The sequence below is a fragment of the Bradyrhizobium canariense genome (assembly GCF_019402665.1).
GTDB classification, from domain to species: Bacteria; Pseudomonadota; Alphaproteobacteria; order Rhizobiales; family Xanthobacteraceae; genus Bradyrhizobium; species Bradyrhizobium canariense.
In genome coordinates, this window is the sequence record NZ_VSST01000007.1 from 31,786 (window position 1) to 44,815 (window position 13,030).

Annotated in this window: 14 protein-coding genes; 4 read left to right on the plus strand and 10 right to left on the minus strand. The window is 64.4% G+C overall.

What is annotated here, in order from left to right:
• Nucleotides 1-7: 7 nt before the first annotated feature.
• The 3 genes from FXB41_RS03185 to gloB all read right to left on the minus strand — a co-directional run bounded on the left by FXB41_RS03185 (nt 8) and on the right by gloB (nt 1,994).
• A complete protein-coding gene (locus FXB41_RS03185; protein ID WP_007599153.1) occupies nt 8-691 on the minus strand; it encodes a flavin reductase family protein in 684 nt (227 codons plus the stop codon).
• A gap of 75 nt (nt 692-766) precedes the next feature.
• Nucleotides 767-1,189 carry a cupin domain-containing protein gene (locus FXB41_RS03190; RefSeq protein WP_007599155.1) on the minus strand — a complete coding sequence of 141 codons (423 nt, stop codon included), beginning with the start codon at nt 1,187-1,189 and terminating at the stop codon, nt 767-769.
• Between the two features lie 37 nt (nt 1,190-1,226).
• Nucleotides 1,227-1,994, minus strand: a complete 768-nt coding sequence (gene gloB / locus FXB41_RS03195; protein ID WP_007599156.1) for a hydroxyacylglutathione hydrolase — start codon at nt 1,992-1,994, stop codon at nt 1,227-1,229.
• Nucleotides 1,995-2,103: 109 nt separating this feature from the next.
• Here gloB and FXB41_RS03200 point away from each other — a divergent pair, with 109 nt between their 5' ends.
• On the plus strand, nt 2,104-2,850 hold the full coding sequence (locus FXB41_RS03200; protein WP_007599158.1) for a class I SAM-dependent methyltransferase: 747 nt from the start codon (nt 2,104-2,106) through the stop codon (nt 2,848-2,850).
• A 72-nt stretch (nt 2,851-2,922) separates the two neighbouring features.
• On the opposite strand, the gene FXB41_RS03205 is transcribed toward FXB41_RS03200, so the two are convergent.
• Both FXB41_RS03205 and prmC read right to left on the minus strand, forming a co-directional pair.
• Nucleotides 2,923-3,723, minus strand: a complete 801-nt coding sequence (locus tag FXB41_RS03205; RefSeq protein WP_219679435.1) for a DUF4167 domain-containing protein — start codon at nt 3,721-3,723, stop codon at nt 2,923-2,925.
• A gap of 462 nt (nt 3,724-4,185) precedes the next feature.
• Entirely contained in the window at nt 4,186-5,079 is an 894-nt protein-coding gene (gene prmC, locus FXB41_RS03210; protein WP_219679437.1) for a peptide chain release factor N(5)-glutamine methyltransferase, read from the minus strand.
• Between the two features lie 89 nt (nt 5,080-5,168).
• On the opposite strand from prmC, the gene FXB41_RS03215 reads away from it, so the two are divergent.
• A complete protein-coding gene (locus FXB41_RS03215) occupies nt 5,169-5,588 on the plus strand; it encodes an HIT family protein (RefSeq protein ID WP_219679439.1) in 420 nt (139 codons plus the stop codon).
• Here FXB41_RS03215 and FXB41_RS03220 read toward each other — a convergent pair.
• From FXB41_RS03220 to FXB41_RS03235, 4 genes are all read right to left on the minus strand, one after another.
• Nucleotides 5,585-6,283 (minus strand): ABC transporter ATP-binding protein, encoded by a 699-nt coding sequence (locus FXB41_RS03220; protein ID WP_219679441.1) that lies wholly within the window; start codon nt 6,281-6,283, stop codon nt 5,585-5,587. The two genes, FXB41_RS03215 and FXB41_RS03220, sit on opposite strands and share 4 nt — an antisense overlap.
• Nucleotides 6,280-8,127: a branched-chain amino acid ABC transporter ATP-binding protein/permease gene (locus tag FXB41_RS03225; protein WP_219679444.1), complete on the minus strand. Its 1,848-nt coding sequence runs from the start codon at nt 8,125-8,127 to the stop codon at nt 6,280-6,282. Before FXB41_RS03225 ends, FXB41_RS03220 begins: the two co-directional genes overlap by 4 nt.
• Before the next feature lie 11 nt (nt 8,128-8,138).
• Nucleotides 8,139-9,014: a branched-chain amino acid ABC transporter permease gene (locus FXB41_RS03230; protein WP_007599169.1), complete on the minus strand. Its 876-nt coding sequence runs from the start codon at nt 9,012-9,014 to the stop codon at nt 8,139-8,141.
• 99 nt (nt 9,015-9,113) lie between these two features.
• On the minus strand, nt 9,114-10,448 hold the full coding sequence (locus tag FXB41_RS03235) for a substrate-binding protein (RefSeq protein ID WP_219679445.1): 1,335 nt from the start codon (nt 10,446-10,448) through the stop codon (nt 9,114-9,116).
• A 251-nt stretch (nt 10,449-10,699) separates the two neighbouring features.
• On the opposite strand from FXB41_RS03235, the gene FXB41_RS03240 reads away from it, so the two are divergent.
• Nucleotides 10,700-11,176 (plus strand): hypothetical protein, encoded by a 477-nt coding sequence (locus FXB41_RS03240; protein ID WP_246648568.1) that lies wholly within the window; start codon nt 10,700-10,702, stop codon nt 11,174-11,176.
• A 253-nt stretch (nt 11,177-11,429) separates the two neighbouring features.
• On the plus strand, nt 11,430-11,912 hold the full coding sequence (locus FXB41_RS03245) for a MarR family winged helix-turn-helix transcriptional regulator (protein WP_007599174.1): 483 nt from the start codon (nt 11,430-11,432) through the stop codon (nt 11,910-11,912).
• A 15-nt stretch (nt 11,913-11,927) separates the two neighbouring features.
• Here the strand turns inward: FXB41_RS03245 and prfA are convergent, their stop codons facing one another.
• Nucleotides 11,928-13,013: a peptide chain release factor 1 gene (prfA, locus tag FXB41_RS03250; RefSeq protein WP_007599175.1), complete on the minus strand. Its 1,086-nt coding sequence runs from the start codon at nt 13,011-13,013 to the stop codon at nt 11,928-11,930.
• Nucleotides 13,014-13,030 lie beyond the last annotated feature (17 nt).

A 13,030-nucleotide genomic window follows, 5' to 3' on the forward strand; every position in this document is an offset into this window, starting at 1 on the left:
GGCGCCGCTAAAGCGCCGGCTGCCAACCCGGCGGCCGATACATCGCCTCCGGAATCTGTCCGAGTTCGGAGCGCTGCAAGCGTTGCGGCGTCAGGCCGTAGAATTCCTGAAAACTGAGAATCAGCGGCCGCCATTTGTCCGGATCGATGCGGTTGCTTGCACCGTCCATCATGATGTTGGGATGCGCATGCACGCGGGTGATGCGGACCTCGATCGCAGCGAGATTGCCGCGCCAAACCGCGTCGTCTTGTGCCATCTCATGGACATGGGCGACCTTGGCTTCCATCTGCACGGGACACTCGGCCGCACGCGGTGCGGCGACTGTTTCGCCCGGCAGCACGGTTAGTCCGCCACGACCGAACTTGTCCTTCTCGTGCCGATAGCCGCGATAGAGTTTGCCGGGCGGCACCGGATCCGATCCTGTGGTCCGTGCGAGGCGATCGACCACGGCGACGAGATCGGCGGACGGCAGATTGAGCACGCATTCGCCGGTGCGAATCATGTTCTCGGTGGTCTTGGAATTCCGGGCCAGTCCCAGCATGCAGCGCCACCCGACCCACCATGCCGACGACATCGGCGCGAGATTGGAAGTGCCGTCTTCATTGGTTGAGCCGATGAGGACGACGGGCGTGCCGAAATACAAAATGGCCGGGTCGATCTGGACGGCGGTGGGGCCGAGTGTTCCGTGCATCGTGCGCTCCTGTTCGCTGGAAGCGCTGTCCTAAGGCGTGACGCGAACCGAACCCACCCGATTCCAGATTAAGATTCAGGGCTCCCATCCCTTCGGCGCGAGCTCGAATTTTGCGAACTCGAAGGCCGGCGCCACGGTGCAGCCGACCAGGGTCCACTCGCCGGTGGTCTCCGCCGTCTGCCACGCATCCGCCGGCACGATCGCCTGTGGCCGCTCGCCGTTCAACAGGTCCGTACCGAGCCGTACCTCGTGCTGGGAGCAGCCGTCATGGGCGATACGCAGCGTCAGCGGGCTGCCGGCGTAATAGTGCCAGCTTTCGACAGCATCGATGCGATGCCAGTGCGAACGCTCGCCGCGCGCCAGCAGGAAATAGATCAGGGTCGAACGTGACCGGCCGTTGGCGTCCGTGGTCTGGTCGCGAAACGTCTCGCGGTAATGCCCGCCCTCGGGATGCGGGCGGAGTTCGAGGCGCGCGATGATCTCGGCTGCGGTCGGCATCGATTCCCGTCAGGGTTTGATCGTCAGGATTTGTTCTTCAAGATTTATTCTTGCGCTCGCGCAGCTCGCCGAACACCGCGGTGGCATCCGCGCCCTTCATGTGCAGCCTGGCTGCGACCGATGGTTCGTCGGCGCGCAGGAACACGTTTGTGCGCTTCTCGTCACCAAGTAGCGAGGGAATGGTCGGCTTGTTCTCGGCCCGCAGCTTCGCCACCTCCGCCGCGCGCGCCTGCAGCGCCGCATTGTCGGGATCGACGGTCAGCGCGAACTTGACGTTGGAAGCCGTGTATTCATGGCCGCAATAGAGCTTGAAGTCGTCGGGCAGGGCGCGCAGCTTCAGAAGCGAATCCCACATCATCGGATAGGTGCCCTCGAACACGCGGCCGCAGCCGATCGAGAACAGCGTGTCGGCGGCGAACAGCGCTTTCTCGGTGTCGAACACGTAGGAGATGTGGTCGAGCGTGTGGCCCGGCGTCTCCAATACGCGCCCCAGCAAGCTGCCGACCTTGACGATTTCGGCATTGGCGACGCGCAGGTCGACGTCTGCGATTTTGGTCGTCTTGTCATGCGGCGCGACGACGCGGCAATTGTATTTCTGCTTGAGTTCGGCGACCCCGCCGACATGATCGCCATGATGATGGGTGATCAGGATATCGGTGAGCTGCCAACCCTCGCGCTCGAGCGCCCTCACGATGGGGCCGGCCTCCGGCGCGTCGATCGACGCCGTCGCCTTGGTTTCCACATCATGGATCAGATAACCGAAATTGTCGTTTAAACAGGTGAAAGTACGAATTTCGGCGGCCATGTCATCTCCGATCGCGCTCAGCTCCGTCAGACAAATATGGCGTTAACGTTGCGCAGGCAATGCAATATTCCGCGCGCGGGGGCCACCTCGTGCATGTTACATTGCGATCATGACCATTGATGTCGTCGACCTCCGCGAGTTCTACTCCCGTCGCCTCGGGATTGTGGCGCGGCAAATGATCAATCGCGGCATTCGGGAGCGCTGGCCGCGCGTCGACGGCCAGCGGGTGCTCGGCTTCGGCTATCCCACGCCCTATCTCGGGTTGTTCCGCGAGGATGCGGAGCGCTGCATCGCCTTCATGCCGTCGGCCCAGGGCGTCCTGAAATGGCCGACGGGACGGCCGGCGCTCGCCTCGCTGGTGGATGAGTTCTCGCTGCCGCTTCCCGACGCCGCGGTGGATCGCATCCTGCTGGTCCACGCACTGGAAATGTCGGACGATCCGGCCGCGCTGCTGCGCGAGGCGTGGCGCGTGCTGTCGCCGTCCGGTCGTGTGATTGCGGTCATCCCGAACCGGCGCGGGGTCTGGACCCGCACCGACAGCACGCCGTTCGGTCACGGTCGGCCCTATTCGCGCTCGCAGATCACCGACCTGTTGCGCCAGACCTGGTTCACGCCGACCGCCTGGGGCGAGGCGCTGTTCATGCCGCCTTATGCCGGCGGCTGGGTGCTGAAATCCGCACAGATGTGGGAGCGGGCCGGCGCGGCGCTGTCGCTGCCTTTCGCCGGCGTGCACATCGTCGAGGCGACCAAGCAGGTCTACCGCGCGATCCCCGCCAAGCGCGAGCGGGCGCGACTGATTCCCTCGCTGGCGAAGCCGGTGCTGGTGCCGTCCTCGACGACGGCGACGCGCGGCTAAAAACAATCGTCCCGGACATGCCGGGACGATTCAGGTCAGGGTATCTGGCGCAAGATAACGTGTGAATGCGGCTTACTCGCCGGGAGCCACTTCGTCGCTCGAGGCGGCCGGCGCGGCTTCGCGCTCGGGGCGCGGGCCATTCGGCCGGCGGCGTCGTCGCGGAAAGCGCTCGCCACCACCACCCTCGAAGCCGGCCTGGCCGGGCGCGCCACCGCTCACCTGCGGCTGCGGGCCGGTGATGAAGGAGGGCAGACGATCGACGCTGACGGCCTCGGTGACGACGGGCTGGGGCTGGTTCAGCGGCAGCGGTTGCGGCTGGGGCTGGGGCTGATATTGCGGCTGCGGACGATGGTCGCGTTCGCGATGCTCGCGCGGCTGCTGGTTGTCGCGCTGATAGTGGTTGTCGCGGGGCTGATGATCACGCGGTTGATGATCGCGCTGGCCGTCGCGGTCGCGCGTGAAGGGCGGCGGGGGCGGCTGTGGGACAAAACCCGGCTCCTGGCCGAAGTTCGAGAAATTCTCGCCATCGTCCTCGCCGTCGTCGCCGCTGCTGTTGCTGATGGGCTCGTCGCCGCGTGGCTGCTGGTTCTGCCGGAACTGTTCCTGAGCCGTCGCGATCAGGCGAAAATAATGCTCGGCATGCTGGTAGTAGTTCTCGGCCGCAACGGGGTCTCCGGAGGAGCGCGCGTCGCGCGCAAGCTGGAGATACTTTTCAGCAATATGCGAAGCCGTGCCGCGGATCTTGATGTCGGGTCCGTTGGACTCGTAGACCCGGGTCATCGGGTTCTGGCCGCGCCGGTTATTATTGTTGTTATTGTTATTATTATTGTTGTTGCGGTTGCGCATCCGCTGCTTGTTCTGACCGTTTCTCATGTCCTGCCTTTAATTCCAGCCCTAAAGGTTGCACGCATTACTGATTGCCGAGAGTGACCTGATGACAGCGGTTCACATCGCTTGCGCGCAACCGCACGCAAGAGCGGATTGATCCCTGCCGATGTTCGTCGACCGTCGCGTTCAACAAAAGACGCGTTCCCCACCGCCAGCATCCATCGCCAGCGAACCCATTCATATCGCCTGCCGAAACAAGCCCTGCTTTGTTGCGTAAGTCTTCAAGCGCAATATCAGGCTTTCGTTCACGTTGCGGTCGGTAAGCAGCGCAGCTCAAATGGCCATCGCGCTCAACAGGACCTGCGGCTTGGAACCATTATCAGTAAGCTCTCGCCCGAGAGCCCGGCTTTCGCCCGTAGGTCTACGGGGCCGGCACCGATGTGTTGATCGGAAGGTAGTCGTTCCCAAGGGATATTCCAAGAGGTTTTTTGCAGCCCAATCCGGCTTTTATGGGGGCATTTTCCGGGCCGAAACCGCCCGGGGAATGCCCGCCAGATCGGCCTTGGGCGGCCTGTCCACGACTAACGCGGCAGCAATCATCAAGGTTTCAATATTTCGGGCCTGGCCCTGTCCGGCCTCGACGATCAGTGCTCCGCCGGGGGCGAGACGTTCGCTCGCCTGCGGGATCAGGGCGCGATAGGCGTCGTAACCGTCATTGCCGCCGTCGAGCGCCAGATGCGGATCGTGCTCGCGCACCTCGATGCTCAGTTTCGGAATTTCCGCCGACGGGATGTAGGGCGGGTTCGACACGACGAGGTCGAACGGGCCGCGGAGCGCCGCTGCATAGGAGCAGGCGACGAAGCTGGCGCGGTCGGCGAGGCCCAGAGCCGCGGCGTTGTCTCTGGCGGTCTTGAGCGCGGTCAGACTGAGATCGGTGCCGACGCCGAAGGCGCCGGGAATTTCGTGCAGCAACGCGAGCAGGATGGCGCCGGATCCGGTGCCGATATCGGCGATGCGCATCTGATGGGAGGCTTGCCGCTCGCGAAAGATTTCGAGTGCCAGCTCGACGACGGTCTCGGTGTCCGGCCGCGGCACCAGGGTGGCCTCGGACAGCTGGAACGGCAGGCCCCAGAATTCCCGGGCGCCGAGAATGCGGGCGACCGGCTCATGCGCGAGCCGGCGTTGCGCATATGCTTCCAGCCGCGCAGCCTCTTCAGGTGCGAGTTGCCGGGCCGCCTGCGTCACCATGCCGGTCAGATCAAGCCTCAGCGCAGCCCCGACGAGCAGGCGCGCATCGAGGGCGGGCTGCTCGATGCCGGCCGATTGCAGCCGTGCCGCAAGCGCGCGCCGCGCACTCTCGATGCTATGTCCGGGATCGAAATCTGTCGCCAATGGAACCATCCTGCCTGGCATCGTGGATAGATCGGCTGGCTTGCTTGCGTCAACGGAAAGGAGCGCGTCAGATCCCGCCTCGCAATGAAGGAGGGTCCATGACGCCCTACGACGATCAGAACGTCTTCGCAAAGATCCTGCGCGGCGAGGTCCCCTGCTTCGAGGTTTTCCGGGACGACCACAGCCTCGCCTTCCTCGATATCATGCCGCGTTCGCCCGGGCACACGCTGGTCGTTCCCCGGGCGCCGGCCCGCGGCATCCTCGACATCGCGGATGACGACCTCGCCGCGGTCGCCCGAACCGCCAAGCGAATCGCGATTGCCGCGATGAAGGCGTTCGACGCCGAGGGCATCATCCTTCAGCAGTTCAGCGAGCCCGCCAGCGGTCAGGTGATCTTTCACCTGCACATGCACGTCATGCCTGTCAGGGCCGGAATCGAGCTGCTGCCAGCGCAGACGCACAAGGAGGACATGACGGTGCTCGCCGCTCACGCCAGGCGAATGATCGCCGCACTCTAGACGCCGAGATAGCGCTGGAGCAGCTCCGGCTGGGCCTTAAGCTCCCGCGCCGGCCCCTCGTGCACGATGTGTCCGTTGTTGATGATGTAGATCCGCGTCGCCAGCGCCAGCGTCGCCGCCAAATTCTGCTCGACCAGTACGATGGTCTGGCCGGCGGCGGCGAGCTCGCGGCAGGCCTTGACGAGATCGTGGACGATGACGGGCGCGAGTCCTTCGAACGGCTCGTCCAGCAGCACGATCTTGGGATCGCGCACCAGCGCCCGCGCGATAGCGAGCATCTGCTGTTCGCCGCCGGACAGCTCGGTGCCGCGGTTGCTGCGCCGCTCCTTTAGCCGCGGAAACATCTCGTAAATGCGGTCGAGCGGCCAGCGTTTCGGCGCAGTGATGCCGGCGAGCAGGATATTCTCTTCCACCGACAGGCTGCCGAAGATGCGGCGTTCCTCGTGCACGAGCTGCATGCCGGCCTGGGCGATTCTGTGGCTCTTTCGCCCGGCGATATCAATGCCGTCGAACTTCACGCTGCCGCTACGCGGCGTCACGACGCCCATCAGGCTCTTCAGCGTCGTGCTCTTGCCGGCGCCGTTGCGGCCGAGCAGCGCCACCACCTCATGACGCTCGACGCGCATAGCGACGTCGAACAGGATGTGGGAGTCGCCGTAATAGCTGTTCAGGCCGTTGACCTCGATCAGGCTCATGCGGCGATCTCTCCGTGAACTCCGCCGAGATAGGCTTCCTGCACGGCAGCGTTGGCCTTGATTTCCTCCGGCGTGCCGTCAAGTAGCACCTTGCCTTCCTGGAGCACCGTCACGCGCTCGACCAGCTCGAACAGCGAATCCATGTCGTGGTCGATGATGATCATGGTGCGCCCGCGCGCGATCGATTTGAGCAGCTTGACAGTCTCGACGCGCTCGCGTGGGCTCATGCCCGCAAGCGGTTCGTCGAGCAGCAGCAGGCGCGGCGAGGTGGCGAGCGCGAGCCCGATTTCCAGTCTGCGCTTCTCGCCATAGGCGAGCTCGGATACCGGCGTGTCGGCCCGGCGGCTCAAATTGACGAGGGCAAGCGTGTGCTCCACCTGCTCCGTCAAGCCTTTGACGCTGGAGAGCTTGCGGAACAGGTCGAGCCGGAATTTTCCACGCAGCTCGGCCAGCGCGGCGATCGTCAGGTTCTGCCGCACCGTCAACCCGGTGAAGAGCTGGTTGACCTGGTAGCTCTTGGTGAGGCCGAGCTGGCAGACCTCGGTGATCTTTAATCCCGTGATGTCGCGCCCCTCGAACACGATCTGGCCGGAGCTCGGCGCGATCTCGCAGGTCAGCATTTTGAAGAAGGTCGATTTGCCGGCGCCGTTGGGGCCGATAATCCCGCGCAGCTCGCCCTGATTGACGCTGAAATCGATGTCGCTGTTGGCGACGAGGCCGCCATAGCGTTTGGTCAGGCCGGTGGCCTTCAGGATCGGCCCGGAATAGGCGGGATGCTCGACTTCCTTGGCCTGCATCGGAGCCGGTGGGGGTTGCAGCGCGGCCGCGGCGTCAGCGGCCTCCTGGTCCATCTCCGCGTCCGTCTGCTTTCGCTTTCCCGAGACGAGGCGGTAGAGATCGGCAAGACCGCCGATGATGCCGCCGCGCAGGAAGCAGACCAGCAGCACGAAAACGACGCCGAGCACCAGCTTCCAGGCCGCGCCGAGGCCGAGCGCCGACTGGAGGAAGTCCTGAAGGAAGAGCCAAACGGTTGCGCCGACCAGCGGTCCGAACAACGTTCCCCTGCCGCCGATGGCCGTCTGCATCACGAGCTGGCCCGAGGTGTCGAAGGTGAAGGCGTCGGGCGGCATGAAAGCTTGGAGCACGCCGAGCAGTCCGCCGGCGAAGCCCGCATAAGCGGCTGCGATCACGAAGGCGGTCAGCTTGTAGCCATGGATGTTGTGGCCGACGGCCGTGGCGCGCAGCGGATTGTCGCGGATCGCACTCAGAATCGCGCCGACCGGCGAGCGCACGATCCTGAGGGCGATGACGACGCCGACGAAGTAGCACAGCGCGATGAACTGATAGAGCGACCAGCCATCGGTGAAGTGGATGGTGGTCAAGCCGAGATCGAAGCTCGGCGTCGGCACGCCGGGCAGGCCGTTTTCGCCGCCGGTGAAATCGGAAAGCGGATTGAACTCGACGAAGAAGAACACTTCCGCGATCGCCACGGTGATCATCGCGAAGTAGATGCCGGTGCGGCGCAACGCGATCAGGCCGATCAGATAGCCGGTCGCGGCGGCCGCGATCATGCCGATGACCAGCGCACCCAGCACGTTGCCGAAGCCCGCGCGCGTCAGCAGGTAGGCGGCGACGAAGCCGCCGGTGCCGTAGAAGGCGGACTGGCCGAACGAGAGCAGGCCGGTGAAACCGAACAGGATGTCGAAGCCGAGCCCGAACAGGCCCCAGACCAGGATCCTGTTCACGGTGTTCGGCGCGAAGCCGAGATGAGGCAGCACGAAGGGGGCTGCGATCAAGCCGATCGCAGTCAGGGCTTCGATCAGGAACGGGCGTTGCTTGAGCATCAGGTGATCGCTTACTCGCGGCCCTGGACGCCGAGCAGGCCATGCGGTCGTACCACGAGTACGAGCGTCATCGCCGCAAACAGCATCACATAGGCATAGCCGGGGTTGAACATGGAGGTGACGCTGATGATCTCGCCGGCGATCAGGCCGCCGAGAATTGCGCCCGGGAACGAACCGACGCCGCCGATCACCACCACCACGAAGGTCTGGACCAGGATGTCGTCACCGATGCCCGGTGTCAGCGACACCACCGGCGCGTTGACGATGCCGGCAAAACCGGCGGCCATTGCGCCGATGCCGAACACCACCATGAAGACGCGATAGACATTGATGCCGAGCGAATCGACCATCACCGAATCCTCGATGCCGGCGCGCACAATCATGCCCAGCCGGGTCCGGTAGAGGACGATGAACAGTGCGCCGAGCGCGACCGCGACGATGCCGACGACGGCCAGGCGGTAGGTCGGATAGAACATGAAGCCGAGATTGGTGATGCCCTGGAATAGCGCCGGCGGCGGCACCAGCTGCGACTGGCTCGAGAAGATCAGGCGCACGAGCTCGACGAAACAGATGCCGAGCCCGAACGTCACGAGCAGCTGATCCTCGTGCGGACGATGATAGAAATGGCGGATGATGACGCGTTCCATGAGAACGCCGAGCAGCATCACGAACAGCGAGCCCGCGATCACCGCAAGGATGAACGATTCCGTGTACTGATAAGCGACGAAGCCGGCATAGCCGCCGATCATGAACATCGCGCCGTGCGCGAGGTTGAGCACGCCGAGCGTGCCGTAAATGATGGTCAGGCCGGAGCTGATCAGCGCGAGCAGGGCGCCGAGCGCGAGCCCGTTGAAAAGCTGTGAAACGAGGTTGGGCCAACTTATCATGCGACAATCGCTGCTGTGGCGCGCGAGGGTGCGCGTCCAAAAAGGGTGACGCCGCAGGACCGGAGTGCAGTCCGCGGCGTCACAGGAATTAGCGAGGTCTCAGCTGTAGTCGCCGAGATGGCAGCCGAAGGCGTCGGGCTTCTGCATCAGGCCCTCACCCGGGACAATCTCGACGACATCGTACCAGTCTTCCTTGTTCTTCATGTCCTTTTGCTGCTTGCCCTTGACGATGATCACCGGGCGAACGCACTGATGGTCCTCGGGACGGTAATGCACGTCGCCGACGAGAGAGGGGATCGTCTCGCCTTTCTCGTAGGCCTTGATCACGTCGGGCGGACTGAAGCTGCCGGCCTGCTCGCACATGTGCGCCCAATGCGCGAAGCTGACATAGGCGTTCTCCGCGCCCCATTCGGGCTTGTAGCCGTACTTCTTCTCGAAGGCTTCGTTGAAAATCTTGGCCAGCGGGAATTTGTCTTCGATGGTCCACCAATAGTCGGTGGCGGCGTAGACGCCTTGCATCAGGCCGCCGGTCTCGCGCGCAATGAAAGGCACCTGGTAGGGGACGACCAGCTTCATCTTGTCGAGCACGCCGAACTGCTTGGCTTGCTGGGTCGACAGCACGGCGTCGTGGCCCCAGTTGACGTTGATGAGCACGTCGGCGCCGGAATTCGCGACGTTCAGCAGGTACGAGGAGTAGTCGGGGGCGCCGAGCGGGGCGACCTGGTTGGTCACGGTGGTCCAGCCGGCCGTCGCGAGGAAGTCCTGCATCGACTTGGTAACGGTGTGGCCGTAGGTGTAGTCGGGCGTCAGATACGCCGCCTTCTTGCCCTTGCCGAACTCACGTACCATCACCGGGCCGATCGCTGCAGCCGCAGTCTGGCCGTAGAAGTTCTGGCGAAAGCCGTAGCGGACGCAATCCTTGCCAGTGGTGTCGTTCGAGCCGGAAATGCCGCATACGAAAATCACATGTTCGCGCTGGGCGAGCTTGTTCAGCGCCACCGCAACGGCGCTCGACGTGCCGCCGGTGATCATGATCGCCTTGTTCTCGCTGATGAAGCGCTGCTGCGCCTGCACCGCCTCGTTCGGCTTGGCCGCGGAATCGGCGACGCCGAACTTCAGCTCCTTGCCGAGCACGCCCTTGCTGGTCTTGGGCGAGATCTTCTTGATCAGCTCATGGCCGTCATTGATGTGCTCGATCGCGAGCTGGTAGCCCTTGAGCTCGTCTTCACCCTGCACGGCATAGGTGCCGGTGCGCGGCACTGAGATGCCGATGAAGGCGGTGGAGCCCGAAACCCCCGCGGGGTAGGAGCCGATCGCCGGCTTGTCCTCGGCAAACGCCGGCATTCCCGGCAGTACCGCGCCGCCGATGAGGCCCGCGGTGGTCTGAAGCAGGCCACGGCGCGAGAGGCCGCGGCGGACGAGATTGTCAGTCATGATCGTTTCCTCCGAACATCGTTGTTGTTTGCAGGCAAAGCACGACCTGTCCGGCGGCGGCCGGCCTCGAGGGCCTGCCCGCGCCGGGCACGTCACATCCGCGTGTAGCTCCTGGGCGCAAGCATTGCTTGTGAACGCCTTCTGTCAATTTCGCCTTTGGTCGAACGCCGAAAATTATCTCGTGAAAACATATCGTATCACGATATATATTAGCCTTTGTGAGTACGAGGCTGGCGGGTTCGGCGAGAAAAATGGCGCGGCAGACGACAGTGGCGGGTACCCGGAAGCGACGGTCATGGCCGCAAGGTGCGGGGCGGCAGGAGGCGGCGTGGCCGGTGGAAGAGGCGAACGGGCAGCGGGCGACACCGCAATCCGGCGATGCGTCGCGCATGCCGGATCCGCGTAATTGGCCGGCCGGCCGGCGCGGGCCCGCCGTCGGCCCCGCTCAGGCGAAGCGCGCACCCGGTCCGATGCAGAAGCTGAGCGTGCGCGCCCAGAACGTCCTCAAGGAGCTCGCGGTCGAGCTCACTGCCGAGCAGCCGCCGAAGGGGAATTGGTCGCCCTCGCGCGAGTTGCTGCTTGCGCTGACGGCCGAACGCCTCGCGACCGCGCGCAATTGCGGTCCTCACACGATGAGGGAAATCATCGACTGGGCGCAGGGCTGTGGCGTGACGATCAAGCCGGTGATCCCGCCCGGAGGCTCGCTGTCGCAGATGTGGGCGAGTTGATTGGCAATGCATCCGCGGGTGCCTTGACCAGCGCCGAGATTGCCGGCGCGCTGCAGCGCTCGATCCGGCGGAAAAGCGTCCGCATCCCGATCGCGTTCCAGGTCATCCTGGTGAAGATCCTGCTGTCCAGCTTCGAATAGATCGACGGATAGCTGTGTATCCGGAGTTCCCGCTGGTTGGTCCCGGCGCTGCTGCTTGCTACTTTTGGCTGGGCTGCCCGCGTTGCCGAGTGGCAAGAACGGAGGGGCACGGCATGGTTCAGGCGAAGAAGGCGCAACGGTCGACGGCGGCGATACCTGCGCGGGCTTCACGCCGCCGCACGATGCGCGACTCCGACTATGCTGGGCTGGCGCAGTTCCGCTACCAGATCCGAAGCTTTCTGGCGTTCAGCGAGGCAGCCGCAGCACAGCAGGGATTGACGCCGACGCAACATCAGGCGCTGCTTGGGATCAAGGGCTTCGTGCGTCCGGGTCCCGCGAGCATCGGTGATGTCGCGCGGTTTCTGCTGATCCGGCATCACTCCGCCGTGGAACTGATCAACCGCCTCGCGAAGCTTGGGCTGGTCAGCCGCATTGCCGACCCTGAAGACGCCAGACGCGTTCATCTCAAGCTGACGAAAAAGGGTGAGCAAAAGCTCCAGGCGCTCTCGCGCAAGAACCTCGAGGAGCTCCGCCGCGCCGCGAGCCCGGCATTGAGCCGGCTCCTGAAGTCGTTCCGCGCCTCCAGCGGGGCCTGACGCGACGTCAGATCCTCACGCCGCCGCGCCCTGGGCGGCGAGCTGCGCGGCCTGGTGCTCGGTGGTCAGCGCGTCGGTCAATTCGCCCAGCGCTTCGCCCGCCATCACCTGCGGCAGCTTGTAGAGCGTCAAATTGATGCGGTGATCGGTGACGCGTCCTTGCGGGAAATTATAGGTGCGGATGCGCTCGCTGCGGTCGCCGGAGCCGACCTTCTCCTTGCGCTCGGCCGAGCGCGCCGCGTCGAGGCGTTGCTGCTCGGCGTCGTAGATGCGCGAACGCAGGATGTTCATGGCAGAAGCGCGATTCTTGTGCTGCGAGCGGCTGTCCTGCATCATCACCACGATGCCGGTCGGGATGTGGGTGATGCGGATCGCCGATTCGGTCTTGTTGACGTGCTGGCCGCCGGCGCCCCCGGCGCGCATGGTCTCGATACGCAAATCATCGTTCCGGATCTCGACATCGACCTCCTCGACCTCGGGCATTACGGCGACCGTGGCGGCGGATGTGTGGATGCGCCCCTGCGTCTCGGTGTCCGGCACGCGCTGCACCCGGTGCACGCCGGACTCGAACTTCAGCTTCGAGAACGCGCCGCGGCCCTGCACCTCGGCGATGATTTCCTTGTAGCCGCCGACGCTGCCTTCGCTCGCCGAGATCACCTCGACCTTCCAGCCCTGCAGGGCCGCGAAGCGCTCGTACATCCGGAACAAATCTCCGGCGAACAGCGAAGCCTCGTCGCCGCCGGTGCCGGCGCGGATTTCCAGCACCACGTTGCGGTCGTCCATGGCGTCCTTCGGCAGCAGCGCGACGCGGATTTTCTGGACCAGATCCTCGATCTTCGGCGTCAGCTCGTCGCGCTCGGCTTCCGCCATGGCGCGCATCTCGGCATCGGTCGCGGGATCGGCGATCAGCGCCTCGGTGTCGGCGAGCTCCTTGACGGCCGAACGATAGGTTTTGACCGCTTCGATCAATGGCGTGAGCTCGGCGAGCTCACGCGTGATCTGCACATAGCGTTCGGAGGCGAGCTGACCGAGCGATTCGGCTTCGAGCGAGGCGTGATGCGCGAGCAGGACGTCCAGTTTGGCTTCGGGGAGTGACGACATCGGTTCAGTCTCAAAAT

Excerpts from the sequence above, each read along its gene's own strand:
- FXB41_RS03185 (WP_007599153.1), bottom strand. The coding sequence starts at position 691 with ATGCACGGAACACTCGGCCCCACCGCCGTCCAGATCGACCCGGCCATT.
- FXB41_RS03190 (WP_007599155.1), bottom strand. The coding sequence starts at position 1,189 with ATGCCGACCGCAGCCGAGATCATCGCGCGCCTCGAACTCCGCCCGCAT.
- gloB (WP_007599156.1), bottom strand. The coding sequence starts at position 1,994 with ATGGCCGCCGAAATTCGTACTTTCACCTGTTTAAACGACAATTTCGGT.
- FXB41_RS03200 (WP_007599158.1), top strand. The coding sequence starts at position 2,104 with ATGACCATTGATGTCGTCGACCTCCGCGAGTTCTACTCCCGTCGCCTC.
- FXB41_RS03205 (WP_219679435.1), bottom strand. The coding sequence starts at position 3,723 with ATGAGAAACGGTCAGAACAAGCAGCGGATGCGCAACCGCAACAACAAT.
- prmC (WP_219679437.1), bottom strand. The coding sequence starts at position 5,079 with ATGGTTCCATTGGCGACAGATTTCGATCCCGGACATAGCATCGAGAGT.
- FXB41_RS03215 (WP_219679439.1), top strand. The coding sequence starts at position 5,169 with ATGACGCCCTACGACGATCAGAACGTCTTCGCAAAGATCCTGCGCGGC.
- FXB41_RS03220 (WP_219679441.1), bottom strand. The coding sequence starts at position 6,283 with ATGAGCCTGATCGAGGTCAACGGCCTGAACAGCTATTACGGCGACTCC.
- FXB41_RS03225 (WP_219679444.1), bottom strand. The coding sequence starts at position 8,127 with ATGCTCAAGCAACGCCCGTTCCTGATCGAAGCCCTGACTGCGATCGGC.
- FXB41_RS03230 (WP_007599169.1), bottom strand. The coding sequence starts at position 9,014 with ATGATAAGTTGGCCCAACCTCGTTTCACAGCTTTTCAACGGGCTCGCG.
- FXB41_RS03235 (WP_219679445.1), bottom strand. The coding sequence starts at position 10,448 with ATGACTGACAATCTCGTCCGCCGCGGCCTCTCGCGCCGTGGCCTGCTT.
- FXB41_RS03240 (WP_246648568.1), top strand. The coding sequence starts at position 10,700 with ATGGCGCGGCAGACGACAGTGGCGGGTACCCGGAAGCGACGGTCATGG.
- FXB41_RS03245 (WP_007599174.1), top strand. The coding sequence starts at position 11,430 with ATGGTTCAGGCGAAGAAGGCGCAACGGTCGACGGCGGCGATACCTGCG.
- prfA (WP_007599175.1), bottom strand. The coding sequence starts at position 13,013 with ATGTCGTCACTCCCCGAAGCCAAACTGGACGTCCTGCTCGCGCATCAC.